Source organism: Stenotrophomonas sp. SAM-B, assembly GCF_013387485.1.
GTDB lineage: Bacteria > Pseudomonadota > Gammaproteobacteria > Xanthomonadales > Xanthomonadaceae > Stenotrophomonas > Stenotrophomonas maltophilia_AA.
Map to the genome: position 1 here is coordinate 446905 of NZ_JABBXB010000003.1, position 19837 is coordinate 466741.

The 19837-nt window shown below is 67.0% G+C and carries 13 protein-coding genes; 6 read left to right on the forward strand and 7 right to left on the reverse strand.

What is annotated here, in order from left to right; all coding sequences use genetic code 11:
• Positions 1 to 9: 9 nt before the first annotated feature.
• The 5 genes from HH110_RS09795 to HH110_RS09815 all read left to right on the forward strand — a co-directional run bounded on the left by HH110_RS09795 (position 10) and on the right by HH110_RS09815 (position 7042).
• Positions 10 to 2289: a thiamine pyrophosphate-dependent enzyme gene (locus tag HH110_RS09795; RefSeq protein ID WP_176989484.1), complete on the forward strand. Its 2280-nt coding sequence runs from the start codon at positions 10 to 12 to the stop codon at positions 2287 to 2289.
• Between the two features lie 3 nt (positions 2290 to 2292).
• A complete protein-coding gene (asnB, locus tag HH110_RS09800) occupies positions 2293 to 4236 on the forward strand; it encodes an asparagine synthase (glutamine-hydrolyzing) (protein ID WP_176989485.1) in 1944 nt (647 codons plus the stop codon).
• A 168-nt stretch (positions 4237 to 4404) separates the two neighbouring features.
• Positions 4405 to 4965: an NADPH-dependent FMN reductase gene (locus HH110_RS09805; protein ID WP_176989486.1), complete on the forward strand. Its 561-nt coding sequence runs from the start codon at positions 4405 to 4407 to the stop codon at positions 4963 to 4965.
• Between the two features lie 214 nt (positions 4966 to 5179).
• On the forward strand, positions 5180 to 6604 hold the full coding sequence (locus HH110_RS09810) for a replicative DNA helicase (RefSeq protein WP_176989487.1): 1425 nt from the start codon (positions 5180 to 5182) through the stop codon (positions 6602 to 6604).
• 222 nt (positions 6605 to 6826) lie between these two features.
• Positions 6827 to 7042, forward strand: coding sequence for a hypothetical protein (locus HH110_RS09815; protein ID WP_176989488.1), 216 nt, complete (start codon positions 6827 to 6829; stop codon positions 7040 to 7042).
• Positions 7043 to 7242: 200 nt separating this feature from the next.
• Here the strand turns inward: HH110_RS09815 and lpdA are convergent, their stop codons facing one another.
• The 7 genes from lpdA to HH110_RS09850 form a co-directional block, all read right to left on the reverse strand.
• Positions 7243 to 8679, reverse strand: a complete 1437-nt coding sequence (gene lpdA / locus HH110_RS09820; protein ID WP_121037968.1) for a dihydrolipoyl dehydrogenase — start codon at positions 8677 to 8679, stop codon at positions 7243 to 7245.
• Positions 8680 to 8739: 60 nt separating this feature from the next.
• The gene (sucB, locus tag HH110_RS09825) at positions 8740 to 9942 is read right to left on the reverse strand and encodes a dihydrolipoyllysine-residue succinyltransferase (RefSeq protein ID WP_176989489.1); all 1203 of its coding nucleotides are present in this window, start codon (positions 9940 to 9942) and stop codon (positions 8740 to 8742) included.
• 43 nt (positions 9943 to 9985) lie between these two features.
• A complete protein-coding gene (locus HH110_RS09830) occupies positions 9986 to 12817 on the reverse strand; it encodes a 2-oxoglutarate dehydrogenase E1 component (RefSeq protein ID WP_176989490.1) in 2832 nt (943 codons plus the stop codon).
• A gap of 185 nt (positions 12818 to 13002) precedes the next feature.
• Positions 13003 to 13911 (reverse strand): GNAT family N-acetyltransferase, encoded by a 909-nt coding sequence (locus tag HH110_RS09835; protein ID WP_176989491.1) that lies wholly within the window; start codon positions 13909 to 13911, stop codon positions 13003 to 13005.
• Between the two features lie 14 nt (positions 13912 to 13925).
• A complete protein-coding gene (locus tag HH110_RS09840) occupies positions 13926 to 15329 on the reverse strand; it encodes a cupin domain-containing protein (RefSeq protein WP_176989492.1) in 1404 nt (467 codons plus the stop codon).
• A 63-nt stretch (positions 15330 to 15392) separates the two neighbouring features.
• Positions 15393 to 16760 (reverse strand): adenylosuccinate lyase, encoded by a 1368-nt coding sequence (gene purB, locus HH110_RS09845; protein WP_176989543.1) that lies wholly within the window; start codon positions 16758 to 16760, stop codon positions 15393 to 15395.
• 37 nt (positions 16761 to 16797) lie between these two features.
• Positions 16798 to 18120, reverse strand: a complete 1323-nt coding sequence (locus HH110_RS09850) for a hemolysin family protein (protein ID WP_176989493.1) — start codon at positions 18118 to 18120, stop codon at positions 16798 to 16800.
• A 295-nt stretch (positions 18121 to 18415) separates the two neighbouring features.
• Between HH110_RS09850 and HH110_RS09855 the strand changes: the two genes are divergently transcribed.
• On the forward strand, positions 18416 to 19828 hold the full coding sequence (locus tag HH110_RS09855; RefSeq protein WP_176989494.1) for an aspartate ammonia-lyase: 1413 nt from the start codon (positions 18416 to 18418) through the stop codon (positions 19826 to 19828).
• Positions 19829 to 19837: the final 9 nt, after the last annotated feature.

Here is a 19837-nt window from a genome sequence, read left to right on the forward strand (position 1 = left end):
GGGTGATGCATGTTTGCCGTGGTTCCCGATCCGATTCCCGCACGCATGAAAGGCCTCAACCGGGCCGAGATCTGCGATGCCAATTTCATCGATTTCGTTCAGCAATGGCGCGGCGATCCTGCGCCGACGCCAGCACCCGGCAGCCCCATCCTGCCCGGCAGCACGCTGGATGCGCAGGGCTTTGCCGACCTGTTCGAGTCGCAGCTGATCAGCCGCCATCTGGACCTGATGGCGCGCGTGCTGCGCGTGCAGAACAAGGTCTTCTATACGATCGGTTCGTCCGGCCACGAGGGCAATGCGCTGGTGGCGCGCCTGGCCCGGCACACCGATCCGGCGTTCCTGCACTACCGTTCCGGCGGCTTCATGGCCGAGCGCTTCCGCAAGCTGCCGGGCATGGACCCGGTGATGGATGCGGCGCTCTCGTTCGCGGCCAGTCGGGACGATCCGGCCAGCGGTGGGCGCCACAAGGTGTGGGGCAGCAAGCCGCTGTGGGTGCTGCCGCAGACCTCGACGATCGCGTCGCACCTGCCCAAGGCGCTGGGCACCGCGCTGGCCATCGAAAGCGGGCGGCGCATCGGCCACACACTGCCGATTCCCGACGACAGCGTGGTGATCTGCTCCTTCGGCGATGCCTCGGCCAACCACGCCACCGCGCAGACCGCGTTCAACACGGCGTCGTGGGCCGCCTACCAGCGCCTTCCCGCGCCGATCCTGTTCGTCTGCGAGGACAACGGCATCGGCATTTCGGTCAAGACACCGGATGGCTGGATCGCGCAGAGCTTCGCGCACCGCCCGGGCCTGGATTACTTCTTCGCTGACGGTCTGGACCTGGTCGAGGGGCATGCGCAGGTGGAGCGCGCGCTGGCACATTGCCGGCAGACGCGGCGCCCGACCTTCCTGCACCTGCGTACCACGCGTTTGATGGGCCATGCCGGTACGGATTTCGAAATCGAGTGGCGGCCGTTGCCGGAGCTGTGCGCGGCCGAGGCCAGCGATCCGCTGCTGCGCTCGGCGGCGATCGCGATGGCGTCCGGCTGGATGACGGCCGGGCAGGTGCTCGATCTGTACGAGCGCGTGCGCGTGCGCTGTTTCGCCGCCGCCGCCGAAGCGGATCGACGCCCGAAGTTGTCGGCGCTGGCCGAGGTCATCGCGCCATTGGCGCCGTATTCGCCGGCGGCGGTGCATGCCGAAGCCACGCGAATGGCCGGCGATGAGGCGCGCGCCGCTGCATTTGGCGGTCCGGCGCAGTTGCCGGAAACACAGCCGCCGCGCCATCTGGCGATACAGATCAACCAGGCACTGCACGATCTGATGGCCAAGTACCCGTCCATGCTGCTGTTCGGCGAGGACGTCGCGCAGAAGGGCGGGGTGTATACGGTCAGCAAGGGCCTGCTCAAGGCCTTCGGGCCGCGCCGTGTGTTCAATACCCTGCTCGATGAAACCATGATCCTGGGGATGGCGCAGGGTCTGGCCAACCTGGGCATGCTGCCGATCCCCGAGATCCAGTACCTGGCGTATCTGCACAATGCGGCGGACCAGCTGCGGGGCGAGGCCTGCTCGCTGCAGTTCTTCTCCAACGACCAGTACCGCAACCCGATGCTGGTGCGGATCGCCGGGCTGGGGTACCAGAAGGGCTTCGGCGGGCATTTCCACAACGACAACTCGATCGCCGCGCTGCGCGATATTCCCGGGCTGGTGGTCGGCTGTCCTTCGCGCGGCGACGATGCGGCGATGATGCTGCGAACGTTGGCGGCGCTGGCGACCGTCGATGGCCGCGTCGCGGTGTTCCTCGAGCCGATCGCGTTGTACATGACCAAGGACCTGCACGCGCCCGGCGATGGCCAGTGGCTGTTCCCGTATCCGGCCGCCGACCAGGCACTGGTGCTCGGCGAGGGCCGGGTCTACGCGCCGGAGGCCAGTGACCTGGTCATCTTCACCTATGGCAACGGCGTGCCGATGAGCCTGCGCGCGGCACGGGCGATCGAGCAGCAGCTGGGCTGGCAGGTGCGGGTGGTCGACCTGCGCTGGCTGGTGCCGCTCAATGCGGGTTTCATCGCCGCGCAGGCCGCCGATGCCCAGCGCGTGCTGGTGGTCGATGAGGGCCGGCACAGCGCCGGGGTGGGCGAGGGCGTGATCACCGCGCTGGTCGAGGCGGGGCTGGGGCACCTGCCGATCCGGCGGGTATGCGGCGCCGATACCTACACGCCGCTGGCGGGGGCAGCATTGTGCGTGCTTCCAAGCGACAATGCGGTATTGAACGCCGCCCTCGCGCTGGCGCAGGACCCTTGATACATGTGTGGATTGGCAGGCATGCTGCTGCCCGCTCCGGCAAGAGAGCAGGCAGCACTGGAAGAACAGGCGCGGCGCATGGGCGACGCATTGGAGCACCGCGGCCCGGATGACAGCGGGGTGTGGGCCGATGCCTCGGCCGGCATCGCGCTGGCGCATCGCCGGCTGAGCATCCTGGACCTGTCGCCGCTGGGCCATCAGCCGATGACCTCGGCCGATGGCCGGTACGTGTTGGCCTATAACGGCGAGGTCTACAACTTCGCCGAACTGCGCGCCGAGCTGGACGCCCTGGGGCATGGCTTCCGCGGCCATTCGGATACCGAAGTGCTGCTCGCCGCGATTACCGAGTGGGGCTTCGACGAGACCCTGCAGCGCAGCAACGGCATGTTCGCCATCGCCCTGTGGGACCGCGCCGAGCGCTGCCTGTGGCTGGCCCGCGACCGCGTCGGCAAGAAACCGCTGTACTACGGCTGGGCCGGTGAAACACTGGTGTTCGGCTCCGAGCTCAAGGCGCTGTGGCAGCACCCGGCCTTCGACAACGAGGTCGACCGCGATGCGCTGACCCTGTTGCTGCGGCTGGACTACATCCCCGCGCCGCACTGCATCCACGAGCGCTGCTTCAAGCTGATGCCCGGCCGCGTGCTGCGGCTGGATGCCGAGGCGGTCGCCGCCGGCGCCGCCGCGCATCGCCCGGACCAGTTGCAGCAGCCGTTCTGGAATGCACGCGAGCGCATGCAGCAGGCGCTCGCCGCACCCTTCACGGGCAACGATGCCGAGGCTGAAGAGCGCCTGGATGCCGTCCTTCGCGACGCGGTCGCGCTGCGCATGGTGGCCGACGTGCCAGTCGGCGTGTTCCTCTCCGGCGGCACCGATTCCTCGGTGGTGGCCGCCTTGATGCAGGCGCAGTCGAGCCAGCCGGTGCACAGCTTCAGCATCGGCTTCACCGGCTCGGACCATGACGAGGCGCCGCTGGCCAAGTCGCTGGCCCAGCACCTGGGCTGCGATCACACCGAGCTGTATGTCAGCGGTGCCGACGCGCTCGCGGTGGTGCCCAGCCTGCCGGCGATGTTCGACGAACCCTTCGCCGATGCCTCGCAGGTGCCCACGGCGCTGGTCGCCAAGCTGGCGCGGCAGGGCGTGACGGTGGCGCTGTCGGGCGACGGCGGCGATGAACTGTTCTTCGGCTATACCCGTTACCAGCGGGCGATGCGCAACTGGCGCCTGCTCGGCAAGGTGCCGGCGCCGCTGCGGCGCTGGATGGCCCGCCATGCGCACACGCAGGGCGAGGCCTCGCGCACCGGCGGCCTGGCTGCGCTGCTGGCCGAGTCCGGCGCGCGTGGCATTGGTGATGTCTACCGCAACCGCATTTCGCGTTGGCGCGACCCGGTTGCCGCCGTGCGTGGCGCGCAGGCGGCCGGCAGCTTCTACGACCTGGCCGATCCGCTGCACGGCGCCGGCTCGCCGGCGGACGCGATGATGCTGGCCGATTTCAGTACCTATCTGCCCGACGACCTGCTGTGCAAGGTGGACCGCACCAGCATGGCGGTCAGCCTGGAGGCGCGTGCGCCGCTGCTGGATTGGCGCGTGGCCGAGTTCGCCTGGTCGCTGCCGATGGCGATGAAACAGCGCGACGGGGTCAGCAAGTATCTGCTCAAGCGCGTACTCGGCCGCTACGTGCCGCAGGACATGGTGCACCGTCCCAAGCGCGGCTTCGGGGCCCCGGTCAGCGCGTGGCTGAAGGGCGACCTGCGCGGCTGGGCCGATGAACTGCTGGATCCGGCGCGGCTGGCCGAGGAGGGCGTGTTCAACGTCGAGGCGGTCGCCCCGCTGTGGCAGCAGTTCAAGCAGGGCGAGCGCAAATGGCACACCCATCTGTGGAACGTGCTGATGTTCCAGGCCTGGCAGGCGCATTGGCGCAACGCACGCGCCGACGTGACACGCGCATAGCGCCGCCTGTGCAGTCAGGTCTGGGCGGGAGGCAGCCACCCATGGGGGTGGCTCTACCGGATGTGGTGTCGGCTGTAGAGCCACACCATGCGTGGCTGACGCCGCCTTCACCGTTGCCGAAGGTAAGCCCGCCTAGGCTGGTCCTTTTCCCCGAACGGAGATGACGTGATGGCCGAATACAAGATCGCCGTACTGGTCGGAAGCCTGCGAAAGGGCTCCCACAACAAGGTGCTGGCCCGTGCGCTGGAGAAACTCGCGGCTGGCAAGGCGGTGTTCTCCTACGTGGAGATCGGCGACCTGCCGCTGTACAACCAGGATTTCGACAAGGACTACCCCAGCGAGGGTGTCCGCCTGAAGCAGCAGATCCGCGACGCGGATGCGGTGCTGTTCGTCACCCCCGAATACAACCGCTCGGTCCCGGGCGTGCTCAAGAACGCCATCGACCTCGGCTCGCGCCCTTATGGCGACAGTGCCTTCGCCGGGAAGCCGGCAGCGGTGATCGGCGCCTCGATCGGCGTGATCGGCACCGCGCTGGCCCAGCAGCACCTGCGCAACATCCTGGCCTACCTGGACATGCCGGTGCTGGGCCAGCCCGAGGCCTTCCTGCACTTCAAGGAAGGGCTGATCGACGAAAACGGCACGATCAGCAACGAGGGCACCAAGGACTTCCTGCAGGGCTTCGTGGACACATTCATTGCCTGGGTCGGCACCCACGGCGGCACGCACTGATCCACCGCGAGCGGGTCAGGCTTCTGCGATAATGGCGTGGACGGACGTCGCAAGGGCGTCCGTCGCACGCGATGCGACGGCCCCGGCCGATCGTACCGGCAGGCGCCGGTATCCCCAGCTCATCCACTGTTTATCCACAGGTTTGTGCATGGCTGCGGGGCTCCCCGCGTGCCTACCATGTCCCACGCCTCACATTGCAGGAAGTACGCCCCCCATGTCCGCCCGTTCTGGCTTCCGTTCCGACCGCAAAGACCGCGGTGACCGCTTTGATCGCGATGAGATCCGCATCGACGCCCTGCGCGTGCCGCCGCATTCGATCGAGGCCGAACAGGCGGTGCTGGGCGGGCTGATGCTGGCCCCGGAGAGCTATGACCGGGTCAACGACCAGCTGACCGAAACCGACTTCTACCGCCGCGATCACCAGATGATCTACCGCGCGATCCGCGAGTTGTCCGAGCGCGACCGTCCGTTCGATGCGGTGACCCTGGGCGAGTGGTTCGAATCGCAGGGCAAGATGGAGCTGGTCGGTGACGGCGCGTACCTGATCGAACTGGCCAGCACCACGCCGTCGGCCGCGAACATCAGTGCCTACGCGGAGATCGTGCGTGACAAGGCGGTGCTGCGGCAGCTGATCCAGGTCGGTACGGACATCGTCAACGACGGCTTCCAGCCCGAAGGCCGCGAGAGCAGCGAGCTGCTCTCGGCAGCGGAAAAATCCGTATTCGCGATCGCCGAGCAGGGCGCGCGTGGCCGCACCGATTTCGTGGCGATGCCCGGCGCGCTGAAAGACGCCTTCGAAGAGCTGCGCAACCGCTTCGAGAACGGCGGCAACATCACCGGCCTGCCGACCGGCTACACCGATTTCGATGCGATGACCGCCGGCCTGCAGCCGACCGATCTGATCATCCTGGCCGCGCGCCCGGCAATGGGCAAGACCACGCTGGCGCTGAACATCGCCGAGTACGCCGCGATCAAGTCCAAGAAGGGCGTGGCGGTGTTCTCGATGGAAATGTCGGCCTCGCAGTTGGCGATGCGCCTGATTTCCTCCAACGGCCGCATCAACGCCCAGCGCCTGCGTACCGGCCAGCTGGAAGATGAAGACTGGAGCCGGGTGACCGGTGCGATCCGGATGCTGAAGGAAACCAAGATCTTCATCGACGATACGCCGGGCGTGTCGCCGGAGATCCTGCGTTCCAAGTGCCGCCGCCTCAAGCGCGAGCACGACCTGGGCCTGATCGTGATCGATTACCTGCAGCTGATGAGCGTGCCGGGCAACAGCGAAAACCGCGCGACGGAAATCTCGGAGATCTCGCGTTCGTTGAAGGGTCTGGCGAAGGAGCTGAACGTGCCGGTGATCGCGCTTTCCCAGCTCAACCGCTCGCTGGAAACGCGTACCGACAAGCGCCCGGTGATGGCCGATCTTCGCGAATCCGGCGCTATCGAGCAGGATGCGGACATGATCGTGTTCATCTACCGCGACGACTACTACAACAAGGAAACGTCGCCGGACAAGGGCCTGGCCGAGATCATCATCGGCAAGCACCGAGGCGGCCCGACCGGCTCGTGCAAGCTCAAGTTCTTCGGCGAGTACACCCGGTTCGACAACCTGTCGCACGATTCGGTGGGCTCGTTCGAATGATCTCGGGCACACGACCAACGGTCGTGTGCTACCGGCACTCGGCCCGGGCGCCGTAACGGGGTAGGTGCCGACCGTTGGTCGGTACACCCGTCGGCGCTCATCGGCGTATTCCTGCTTTCGTCGGCCGAGGTCGGCGTTCGTCGCATCCCGCTTGCCGCGCGGACTGTGCAACGGCAACGTGACGCTGCGGGCATTGCCGCCCGGTGCCGGTGGAGACCGACGATGAAGACCCTGTTCGCCCTGGGCGTGTGGTGCCTGCTGTTCGTGCTGTGCTGGCCGCTGGCGATCCTGGCCCTGGTGGCGTGGCCGTTCGTGTGGCTGATCAGCCTGCCGTTCCGCCTGGTGGGCATCACCTTTTCGGCACTGTTTGCCTTCCTGCGTGCGCTGTTCATGTTGCCGGCGCGAGTGCTGGGCGGCGGGCGCGTCGCGACGGCCTGAGTACCCCGGGATCGGGTAGTGCCGGCCGCTGGCCGGCTGCTCTTTCTATCCGGATCACGTGGAGCCGGCCAGCGGCCGGCACTACCCATGGCGCGGAGCCGGCCAGCGGCCGGCACGACCCGGCGGCAGCGGTCTACCTCACCGACCGCCCACAAAAAACCCCGCCGAGGCGGGGTTTTTCGTTACACCACCAACAGGGCTCAGTTGGCCTTGTGGATCGCGCGCTTGCTCACGGCCATCGCGGCGTCATGCACCACTTCGGACAGCGACGGGTGGGCGTGGCAGATGCGCGCCAGGTCGTCGGCCGAACCGCTGAACTCCATGGTCAGCACGCCTTCGTGCACCAGCTCGGAGACGTTCGCGCCGACCAGGTGCATGCCCAGGATGCGGTCGGTCTCGGCATGTGCCAGGACCTTCACGAAGCCGGTCGGCTCGATCATCGCCACGGCACGGCCGTTGGCGGCGAACGGGAAGCTGCCCGCCTTGTACGGGATGCCTTCGTCCTTGAGCTGCTGCTCGGTCTTGCCGACCCAGGCCAGCTCCGGCTCGGTGTAGATCACCCACGGGATGGTGTCGAAGTTGACGTGGCCCGGCAGGCCCGCGATCAGCTCGGCCACGGCGATGCCTTCCTCGAAGCCCTTGTGTGCCAGCATCGGGCCGCGCACGCAGTCACCGACCGCCCAGACGCCATTGACGCCGGTGTGGCAGTGCGCGTCCACTTCGATCTGGCCACGCTCGTTGATCTTGACGCCGGTGCCTTCGGCCAGCAGGCCCTTGGTGGCGGCGCGACGGCCGACGGCCACCAGCAGCTTGTCCACGATCAGGCTCTTCTCGCCTTCACCATCGGTGTAGGTCAGGGCGACTTCCTTCTTCTTGCCCTTGCCGGTCACCTCGGCCTTGGAGACCTTGGCGCCCAGGCGGATGTCCAGGCCCTGCTTCTTGAATTCCTTCAAGGCGGTCTTGGCCACTTCGGCATCGGCCGCGGCCAGGAAGTCCGGCAGCGCTTCCAGAATGGTCACTTCCGAACCCAGGCGCTTCCAGACGCTGCCCAGCTCCAGGCCGATCACGCCGGCACCGATCACGGCCAGGCGGGCGGGGACTTCGGTGAAGTCCAGGCCGCCGACGTTGTCGACGATGGTCTCGCCGTCGAACTTGGCGAACGGCAGTTCGATCGAATCCGAACCGGCGGCGATGATGACGTTGGTGCCCTTCAGCTCGACTTCCGAGCCGTCGTGCTGCTTCACCTTGACGATGTTGCCCGGCTGCAGTTCACCGAAACCGTAGTACGCGGTGACCTTGTTCGCCTTGAACAGCATGGCGATGCCGCCGGTGAACTGCTTGACGATCTTGTCCTTGCGGCCAACCATCGCCTCGACGTCCATCTTGGCGTCCTTGAAGCTGATGCCGTGGTCGCCAAAGATGTGGCCCATGTTCCAGAACTGGCGCGAGGAATCCAGCAGCGCCTTGGACGGGATGCAGCCCACGCGCAGGCAGGTGCCGCCCAGGGCCGGCTTGCCGTCCTTGCCCAGCGCAGCGTCGATGCAGGCGGTCTTCAGACCCAGCTGCGCGGCGCGGATGGCGGCATGGTAGCCGGCCGGACCGGCACCGATGACGACGACGTCGAATTGTTCAGCCATTGATAGTTCCTTGTTTCTTTACCAGAACCCCTCCGCGCAGGCGCGGAGGGGTGGGAGGTCTTACAGGCCGAACAGCATGCGGCCCGGGTTTTCCAGCTGGTTCTTGATGTCCACCAGGAACTGGACCGAATCCTTGCCGTCGATGATGCGGTGATCGTAGGACAGCGCCAGGTACATCATCGGCGCGATCACGACCTGGCCGTTCTGGGCGATCGGACGTTCCTTGATGGCGTGCATGCCCAGGATGGCGCTCTGCGGCGGGTTGATGATCGGGGTCGAGAGCAGCGAGCCGAAGGTGCCGCCGTTGGTCACGGTGAAGGTGCCGCCCTGGAGTTCTTCCAGGCTCAGCTTGCCGTCACGGGCCTTCTTGGCGTAGTCGGCGATGGTCTTTTCGATGTCGGCGAACGACATGCGCTCGACGTTGCGCAGCACCGGGGTCACCAGACCCTTCTCGGTCGACACGGCGATCGAGATGTCCGAGTAGCCGTGATAGATGATGTCGTCACCATCGATCGAGGCATTGACCAGCGGGAAGCGCTGCAGCGCATTGGCGGCGGCCTTCACGAAGAAGCTCATGAAGCCCAGCTTGATGCCGTGGGCCTTGACGAACTCGTCCTGCAGATCCTTGCGCGCGGCCGAGACCTTGGACAGGTCGACCTCGTTGAAGGTGGTCAGCATCGCGGTGCCGTTCTTGGACTGCATCAGGCGCTCGGCGATGCGCTTGCGGATGCGGGTCATCGGCACGCGTTCTTCCGGACGTGCGCCACCGGACTTGCCGGCGCCACCGTTGCGGGCGAAGTTGACGATGTCTTCCTTGGTCACCGCGCCGCGACGGCCGGTGCCGTCCACGTCGGCCGGGTTCACGCCTTCGGTGATCGCGGTGAAGCGCGCGCCGGGGGGCAGGGAGTCGGCGCCGGACTTGGCAGCCGGGGCCGGCGCTGCGGCAGCAGCCGGAGCGGCGGCCTTGGCCGGGGCGGCCTCGGCCTTCTTCTCTTCAGCAGCCGGCGCCGGAGCATCGGCCACGGCGCCTTCTTCGATGATGGCCACGATCTGGCTGGAGGTCACGGTGGCGCCCACCTCGAACTTGATCTCCTTCAGCACGCCATCGACCGGCGACGGCACTTCCAGGACGACCTTGTCGGTTTCCAGATCAAGCAGGTTTTCATCGCGCTTGACGGCATCGCCGACCTTCTTGTGCCAGGTGGCGATGGTGCCGTCGGCGACGGATTCGGGCAGTACCGGGGCTTTGACTTCGGTGGCCATGCGGGAGCTTCCTGGTTTGTCTTTTCTAGAATGAGGGGGAGAGTTATTCAGCGACCGAGTCGTTGAACGGGTTGACCAGGGCATCGGCGATCAGCTTCTGCTGTTCGATGATGTGGTCAGCCATGTGTCCAGCGGCCGGCGATGCCGAACGGGCGCGACCTGCGTAATGGATGCTCTGGCCATCGGCCAGGCAGGCCTGCAGGTGGTGGCGGATCTGGTACCAGGCACCCTGGTTCTGCGGTTCTTCCTGACACCACACCACATCGGCCGCCTTGCCGTACTTCTTCAGCTCGGCAGCCAGCGCCACGCGCGGGAACGGATACAGCTGTTCCACGCGGATGATGGCGACATCGTCCTGGCCACGCTTGGTCTGGTCTTCCAGCAGGTCGTAGTAGACCTTGCCCGAACACAGCACCACGCGCTTGACCTTCTTGGCGTCTGCCTTGGCATCGCCGATCAGGTGCTGGAACTCGCCGTTGGCCAGTTCGTCCAGGGTCGACACGGCCAGCTTGTGGCGCAGCAGCGACTTGGGCGACATCACGATCAGCGGCTTGCGGGTGGTCATGCGCATCTGGCGACGCAGCATGTGGTACGCCTGCGCCGGGGTCGACGGCACGCAGACCAGCATGTTCTCCAGCGCGCACAGCTGCAGGAAACGCTCCAGACGCGCGGAGCTGTGCTCCGGGCCCTGGCCTTCGTAACCATGCGGCAGCAGCAGGGTCAGGCCGGTGATGCGGCCCCACTTGGCTTCGCCGGCAGCGATGAACTGATCGATCACGACCTGGGCGCCGTTGGCGAAATCGCCGAACTGGCCTTCCCAGATGCACAGGGTGTTCGGATCGGTGGTGGAGAAGCCGTACTCATAGGCCATCACCGCTTCTTCGCTGAGCAGCGAATCGATGATGGTGGCCTGTTCCGGCGACTCGACCAGCTGACGCAGCGGCAGGTAGTAGTTGTCGGTCTTCTGGTCGTGCAGGATCGCGTGGCGGTGGGTGAACGTACCGCGGCCCACGTCCTGGCCGACCAGGCGCAGATTGTTGCCTTCGTCGAGGATCGTGGCGTAGGCCAGGTTCTCGGCAAAGCCCCAGTCGCCCGGGATCTCACCGGCGGCCATCTTGCGGCGGTCGTCGTACACCTTGGCCACGCGCGAATGCAGTTCCACGCCTTCCGGCACGGTGTTGATCATCTGCGCCAGCTGCTTGACCTTCTCCATGCCCACCGCGGTGGTGATGGCATCGGAGAGCTTGCCGTTGAGCAGCTTGGGCCAGTCGACGTACATCTTGCTGGTGGCCGGGGTCTTTTCGACCTGGGCCAGCTCGGTGGTGACTTCACCGGCATCGAGCTTGTTGCGGTACGCATCGACCAGCGCCTTGCCACCACCGGCTTCGATCACGCCGGCAGCTTCCAGCGACGCGGCGTACAGCTCGCGGGTGGTCTGGTGCTTGCGGATCACCTGGTACATCAGCGGCTGGGTGATCGCCGGTTCGTCGGCCTCGTTGTGGCCCCAGCGGCGGTAGCACATCAGATCGATGACCACGTCCTTGCTGAACTTCTGGCGGAACTCGAAGGCCAGCTTGGCAGCGAACACGACCGCTTCGGGATCATCGCCGTTCACGTGCAGCACGGGCGCGGCGATCATCTTGGCCACGTCGGTGCAGTACAGCGTGGAACGCGAGTCTTCCGGGTTGGAGGTGGTGAAGCCGACCTGGTTGTTGACCACGATGTGCACCGTGCCGCCGACGGCGAAGCCGCGGGCCTGGGACATCTGGAACAGCTCCATCACCACGCCCTGACCGGCGAAGGCCGCGTCGCCGTGGATCAGGATCGGCATGACCTGCTTGCGGGCGGTGTCGCCACGGCGTTCCTGGCGCGAACGGACGCTGCCGGCCACGACCGGGTCGGCGATTTCCAGGTGCGACGGGTTGAACGCCAGTGCCAGGTGGACGGCACCACCGGCGGTGGCGACGTCGGCCGAGAAGCCCATGTGGTACTTCACGTCGCCGGCCGAGGCGTGGTCGTCGTGCTCGAACTTGCCTTCGAACTCGTCGAACAGCTTGCGCGGGCTCTTGCCGAGGGTGTTGACCAGCACGTTCAGGCGGCCGCGGTGGGCCATGCCGATCACCACGTCCTTGACGCCATCCTTGCCGGCGTCACGGATGATGGTGTCCATCATCGGGATCAGCGAATCGCCGCCTTCCAGCGAGAAGCGCTTCTGGCCGACGTACTTGGTGTGCAGGTAGCGTTCCAGACCCTCGGCAGCCGTCAGGCGCTCCAGGGTGCGGCGCTGGGTCTCTGCGTCCAGGTTGTAGTTGCCACCGGCCATTTCCAGGCGCTGGTACAGCCACTGGCGCTGCTCGACCTCGGAGATGTGCATGAATTCCGCACCGATCGAGCCGGTGTAGGTCTTCTTCAGGCGCTCCAGCAGGTCGCGCAGTTTCATGCGCGGCTGGCCGGCGACACCGCCGGTGCTGAACTCACTGCCCAGGTCGCTTTCCGACAGGCTGTGGAACGGCAGGCCCAGATCCGGCGGATTGGTCGGGGCGGTCAGGCTCAGCGGGTCCAGGCGGGCACCGAGGTGGCCACGCGAACGGTAAGCGGTGATCAGGCGGCCGACATTGCGCTCGCGCTCGTCGCCGGCACCGGCGGCGGTGCCGCTGTTGACGGCCTTCTTGGCGGCGTCGGCAATGTGGGCGATGACGGCCGAGTGCGGAATATCACCGGCTTCGCGGCCCTGGAAGCCGTCGAAGTAGGTCTTCCATTTGGGATCGACACTGTCCGGAGAAACGAGGTACTGCTCGTACAGATCCTCGATATAGGAGGCGTTGCCGCCGGCGAGCTGCGAAGATTGCGCAAACTGCTTCAGTTGATTGTCCACGATGGAGAGTCGGATTCGCTTGTGGGGTAAGGCTTCGATGATCCGGCAGGGAAAAGTGAATAGCCCTGCGCGGGCGGTATCTAACACCCCAAATTGTACCCCCATCGAGACAGGAAGGGGCACCGTACGGTCCAGTGCGGGGACCGCGGTGTCATTCCCAGACAGGTTCGGGAGCGTGGGGTGAGCTACAGGCCCAGCGCGCGAAGTTCGCTGCAATCACGCGAACGTTCCCATACGCGCTGCAAACCTTCCTGCAACGGTCGCGAACGTGCCTGCCGGGACAACCCGGCCTCGCCATCGAAGCGGTGGCCGTTCAGACGAAAGTAGTAGTCGCCCGCATCGTTGAGCAGACAGGCCGATGCGGTGGCGCGGTCGATCGGGTCACTGACCTCGCGCACGCGGAAGACGCTCGGCAGGCGCTGGAGCAGGCCCAGCACGGGCGAGCCGGCCTGGCGGATGGCGGCGCTGTCGTGGACGATCAGCCACGCCTGTTTGTCATGGCGGGCGGTGGCGTAGCGGCGCAGGGCTTCGAGCACCGGCGGCGCATCGAGCAGGCCGGGGTCGAGCTGGCGGCTGTGGATCCAGAGCTGGCGACGGGCGCGGTGGACCAGCGCGGTGGTGATCGCCACCGCCTCGTCGGCCCGTGCGATCGCGACCGGCCCGGACAGGGCCAGCCGCATGTGCTGGTGGGCGATGCCGGCCTCTTCGAACACCTCGCCGTCGGGCAGGAAACCCTGCCGGGTGTAGAACACACGGGCCGGCAGCTGCGCGTGCAGCGCGACCTCCCGCCAGCCCCGGGCCCGGGCCTGGTCGACCAGGGCCAGCAGCAGGGCTTCACCGAGGCCCTTGCCGCGCCAGGCTGCCAGCACCGCCATGCGCCCGATCCGGCCGTCCGGGGTGAGCCGGCCGGCGCCGATCGGGGAGCCGCCGGCGTCGCGGGCCAGGATGTGCACGCTCAGCGGGTCGAGCGCGTCGATCTCCAGCTCGGCGGGTACCTGCTGCTCGTCGACGAACACGGCGGACCGCACCCGGTGCAGCGCTTCGTGCTGCGCCGGGTAGTCGACCACGTCAACGTGAAAGCCGGAGGCGGTCATGGCGGGCAGGGCGCTCAGCCGCGCGGGGGCGCGTCCTTGCCGTCGGGTTCGTCGCTGTCGTCGAAATCGATGACGACTTCGATGCCGTCGTCATGGATGGTGACTTCGTGCACGTCGGCCTCGACGGCCTCGTCATCGACGACGTCGACCGCGTCGGTGCCATCGACGATGTCGTACTCGGCGACGTAGTCGTCTTCGTCCTCGAACCCGGCGTCATCGACCAGCTGGTAGAAGCCACCGGCGACCAGCGCCTGCACGGCGTCACGGCCCTTGGCCGAGAGCTTGTGGTAAAGCGCCGCGCCGACCTGCTCGGCCCCGGCCAGCACCTGGGCGTCCTTGACCGGCAGGGCGAAATCCAGGCCGCTGCAGTACAGGCTGGCACCCCGCTTGGCCCGGCGCCAGGCCAGGCGCGCCCACGGGTGACGCTGCAGTTCCACGCCGGCGCCGAGGGCGGCTTCGATCTCCTCGCGCGGCAGCGGTTCGCCATGCGCCATCACTTCCCCGGCGGCGCGGTAGGTGGTGATGAAACGGCCGAACCAGTCACCGAGCTTGTCCGGGTCGTTCATGCGGATCGCATTGAGCGCCTCGACCACGCGGTTCATCGAGACCACGTCGATTTCGTTCGGATCTTCCGGGACCTTCAGGTCCGGATCCTGATAGCGGATGGACTCGTCGGCGCCTTCGATCAGGGTATCGAGGTAGTCGCTGATCAGTTCGGCCGAGGCCGGGGCGCGCATGCCGAAGGAGAAGGTCAGGCAGGGGTCTTCGGCGACGCCGTTGTGCGGCACGTTCGGCGGCAGGTACAGCATGTCGCCCGGGGCCAGCACCCAGTCGTGGGTCGGCTTGAAGCGGCGCAGCAGCTTGAGTTCGACGTCGTCGCGGAAGTCCAGCGGCGGGCGCTTGCCCTTGATGGATTCGCTGGCGTCGATCTGCCAGCGGCGGTGGCCGTAAGCCTGCAGGAGGAAGACGTCGTACTGGTCGACGTGGGCGCCGACCGAACCGCCGGTGGCGGCGAAGCTGATCATCACGTCATCCATGCGCCAGCGCGGCAGGAAGTCGAAATGGCTGATCAGGGCGCGCACGTCGGCGTCCCACTTGTCCACGTCCTGGACCAGCAGGGTCCAGTCGTGGTCGGGCATGCCCGGGAACTCTTCTTCCTGGAACGGGCCGGTACGCACGCTCCAGCCATCGGTGGCGCGATCGTGCGTGATCAGGCGCGACAGCGCGCCTTCCTCGCAGGCCAGGCCGGCGAGGTCTTCGGGCTGGACCGGCGTTTCGAAATCGGGGAAAGCGCCGCGGATGAGCAGCGGGCGCTTCTGCCAGTAGTCGCGCAGGAAGGTGGCGGCGGGCATGCCCAGCGGCAGGCCGGGGCGGGCCTGGACTTCGATGGCGGGAGTTTTGATCTTGCGTGCGGCCATGGGGGAGATCCTTGCAGCGTGTAGACGGAAATTCGGGGGCGCGGCGGTGCCGCGCCTGGGCCCTCAGATCGCCCTGGCCAGGTCCGCAGCCAGGCCGATGTAGCCGCCCGGGGTCAGGGCGCGCAGGCTCTGCTTGGCGTCGGCCGGCAGGTCCAGGGATTCGACGAAGGCCTGCATCGATTCGGTGGTGATGCCCTGGCCGCGGGTGAGGGCCTTGAGCTGTTCGTAGGGATTGGGCAGGCCGTGGCGGCGCATGACGGTCTGCACGGCTTCGGCCAGCACTTCCCAGGAGGCGTCGAGGTCGGCGTCCAGGCGCTCCGGGTTCACGGTCAGCTTGCCCAGGCCCTTGGCCAGCGAATCCAGGGCGACCTGGGTGTGGCCGAAGGCGGTGCCGACCGCGCGCAGCACGGTGGAGTCGGTCAGGTCGCGCTGCCAGCGGCTGATCGGCAGCTTGGCGCTGAAGTGCTCGAACAGCGCGTTGGCGATGCCGAAGTTGCCTTCGGCATTTTCGAAGTCGATCGGGTTGACCTTGTGCGGCATGGTCGAGGAGCCGACTTCGCCTTCCTTGAGCTTCTGCTTGAAGTAGCCCAGCGAGATGTAGCCCCAGACGTCACGGGCCAGGTCGATCAGGATGATGTTGACGCGACGGGCGGCATCGCCGATTTCGGCGACGTTGTCGTGCGGTTCGATCTGGGTGGTGTACGGGTTGAACACCAGGCCGAGGCTTTCCACGAAGCGCTGGGCGAAGGCCGGCCAGTCCACGTCCGGGTAGGCGATCACGTGGGCGTTGTAGTTGCCCACCGCGCCATTGATCTTGCCGGTCAGCTCGACCGCGGCGATCTGGCGGCGCTGGCGCTCCAGGCGGGCGACGACGTTGGCGACTTCCTTGCCCAGGGTGGTCGGCGAGGCGGTCTGGCCGTGGGTGCGCGACAGCATCGGCTGGGCAGCCTGGGCGTGGGCGAGGGTACGCAGCACGTCGGCGATGTTGTCCAGCGACGGCAGCAGCACCTCGCGGCGGGCCTGCTCGAGCATGAGGCCGTAGCTGAGGTTGTTGATGTCTTCGCTGGTGCAGGCGAAATGCACGAACTCCAGCGCCGGGCCCAGCTCCGCATCGGCGGTGAGCTGTTCCTTGATGAAGTACTCCACGGCCTTGACGTCGTGGTTGGTGGTGCGCTCGATCTCCTTCACCCGCGCGGCGTGGGCCGGGGCGAAGTCATCGGCCAGGGCGCGCAGGCGCGCGGTGGCGGCGGCCGAGAACGGCGCCAGTTCGACGATGCCCGGCTCGTTGGCCAGTGCCAGCAGCCATTCCACTTCCACCTTCACGCGGGCCTTGATCAGGCCGTATTCGGAGAAGATCGGGCGCAGGGCGTCGACCTTGCCGGCGTAGCGGCCATCGAGCGGGGACAGGGCGAGCAGGGCGAATTCGGACATGGCAGGGCGCAGGTCGTTGGCAGCGGGGGCCGTCATTCTACGCTGCCCCGGCGTCCTCGGCCTGTGCCATGCGCACCGTCACCGCCTGGATCCGGTGCCCGGCCATGCGCTTGATAGTGAACAGGTGCCCGTCGATCTCCAGCTGCTCGCCCTCCTCGGGCAGGCGCTGGAGTTGGTGCACGATCAGCCCGCCGACCGAATTGAGGTGGTCCGGCGCGCTCAGGTCATGCCCCAGCAGGCGCTCCAGCCGGAAGATCGAGGTCGAACCGGCCACCAGCAGGGTACCGTCCGCGCCGCGGGTCGGGGCGTCCTTGACGATATGCGGGTGCTCGTCCTCGATATCGCCGACCACCACTTCCAGCAGGTCTTCCAGGGTGAAGTAGCCCAGGATGCGGCCGTGCTCTTCCACGCACAGGGCGAGATGGGTGGTGCCGGTGCGGAACCGCTCCAGCACCAGCGGCACCGGGGTTTCCAGCGCGATCAGGTTGGCCGGGCGCAGCAGCGGGCGCAGGTCATCGGTCGGGTTGCCGCGGGCGATTTCCACCAGCAGGTCCTTCATGTGCAGGATGCCCAGCACTTCCTCGCCGTCGCGGTCGAACCAGGGGTAGCGGCTGTAGCGGCTCTCGGCGAACTCGGCCATGACGTCGGCCAGGCTCATCCCCTCGCGGAACGCCCGCATATGGTCGCGTGAGCGCATCAGGTCGCCGGCCACCAGCTCGGGCAGTTCCAGCGCGTGGCTCATCAGGGTGAGGTCCTGGTCCGGCGCGGTGCCGGTGGGCTGCTGGCGGCCCACGATGAGCTTGAGCTCCTCGCGCGAGTAGCGGTGCGAGGTGTGCTCCACATCGCCCCAGCCCGCGAGCCGCAACAGGGCGTTGGCGCTGTTGTTGAGCAGCCAGATCGCCGGGTACATCGCCCAGTAGAACAGGTACAGCGGCGCGGCCGTCCACAGCGACATCGCTTCCGGGCGGCGGATCGCCATCGATTTCGGTGCCAGTTCGCCGAGCACGATGTGCAGGAACGAGATGATGCTGAAAGCGATGATGAAGGCGGTCAGGCGCGAGGCTTCCGGGGTCAGCCCCAGCGTATCGAACAGCGGTTGCAGCAGATGCGCGAAGGCCGGTTCGCCGACCCAGCCCAGGCCCAGCGAGGACAGGGTGATGCCCAGCTGGCAGGCCGAGAGATACGCATCCAGGTGCGCGTGCACGTTGAGCAGCAGGCGGCCTCGCCAGCCGTTGTTTTCGGCCAGGCCGACGGCCTGGGTGTGGCGCAGCTTGACCAGGGCGAACTCGGCGGCCACGAAGAAGCCGTTGAGCACCACCAGCAGCAGGGCCAGTACGAGGAGCAGGAGGTTGCCGATCATCCGTGGCCCCGCAGCGGTGCTGCCAGGGGCGGAACGGCACCCGCGGTCACCAGGGCGGTGAGGGCGGTCATCGGTGCGTGCGCGGCGGCACGCCCGGTACTACTGTCAGGATCGTCACCCATGGGGGCGGCAGGCTGTCTGAATGGAAACGACTTCCGAGTCTAGCCGATCCATCGCGGCCTTGGGTTTCAACGGCGCTTGGGAGTATCGTGATGCGAGCCGCCAGCCAGGGAATCAGGCCCGTTGCCAGCCGCAGGTTCCCTTTCATCCACGAAAGATGTGCGGAGTTGAAGCAATGAGCAAGGGTTTCAGGATTGAACACGACAGCATGGGCGAACTGCAGGTGCCCGCCGATGCGTTGTGGGGCGCGCAGACCCAGCGCGCCGTCGATAATTTCCCGGTGTCGGGCCAGCGCATGCCGCGGGGTTTCATCCGCGCGCTCGGCCTGGTCAAGGGCGCTGCCGCGAACGTCAACGTCGAGCTGGGCCATCTGCCGCGCAACATCGGCAAGGCCATCGAGGCCGCTGCGGCCGAAGTCGCCGACGGCCGCCACGATGCGCATTTCCCGATCGACGTCTACCAGACCGGTTCGGGCACCTCCTCGAACATGAATGCCAACGAGGTCATCGCCACGCTGGCCAACCGCGCCGGCAAGGCCGGCAAGACCGCGGTGCATCCCAACGATCACGTCAACCAGGGGCAGAGCTCCAACGATGTGATCCCGACCGCGCTGCGGGTTTCCGCGCTGCTCGGCGTGCACGAGCAGCTGCTGCCCTCGCTGGTGCATCTGCGCAAGACCATCGACAAGCGCGGCCGCGCGCTGCGCAAGGTGGTCAAGACCGGCCGCACCCATCTGATGGATGCGATGCCGCTGACCTTCGAGCAGGAGTTCGGCGCGTGGTCGGCGCAGTTGTCTTCGGCCCAGGATCGCATCGAGGACAGCCTCAAGCGGCTGCGTCGCCTGCCGCTGGGTGGCACGGCGATCGGCACCGGCATCAATGCCGACCCGCGCTTCGGCGCGCAGGTGGCCAAGCAGCTCAAGCAGCAGACCGGCATCAAGTTCGACAGCGCCGAGAACAAGTTCGAAGGCCTGGCCGCGCAGGACGATGCGGTCGAGCTGTCCGGCCAGCTCAACGCCCTGGCCGTGGCGCTGATCAAGATCGCCAACGACCTGCGCTGGATGAATGCCGGTCCGCTGGCCGGGCTGGGCGAGATCGAACTGCCGGCGCTGCAGCCGGGCAGCTCGATCATGCCGGGCAAGGTCAACCCGGTGATTCCCGAAGCCACCGTGATGGTCTGCGCCCAGGTGATCGGCCACCACACCGCGATCACCGTGGCCGGGCAGACCGGCAACTTCCAGTTGAACGTGACCCTGCCGTTGATCGCCGCGAACCTGCTGGACGGGATCAACCTGCTCGCCAACATCACCCGCCTGCTCGCCGATACCGCGATTGCCGGGCTGAAGGTGCGCGAGGATCGCGTCCGCGAGGCACTGGATCGCAACCCGATCCTGGTCACCGCCTTGAACCCGATCATCGGCTACGAGAAGGCTGCCGCGATCGCCAAGCGCGCCTACAAGGAGCAGCGCCCGGTGCTGGATGTGGCCAAGGAAGACAGCGGCCTGTCGGAGGCCGAGCTGCGCCGGCTGCTCGATCCGGCCGCGCTGACCGCCGGTGGCATTCATGCCGGTGGGGGTGGGGGCGGTTGAGCGCACGCG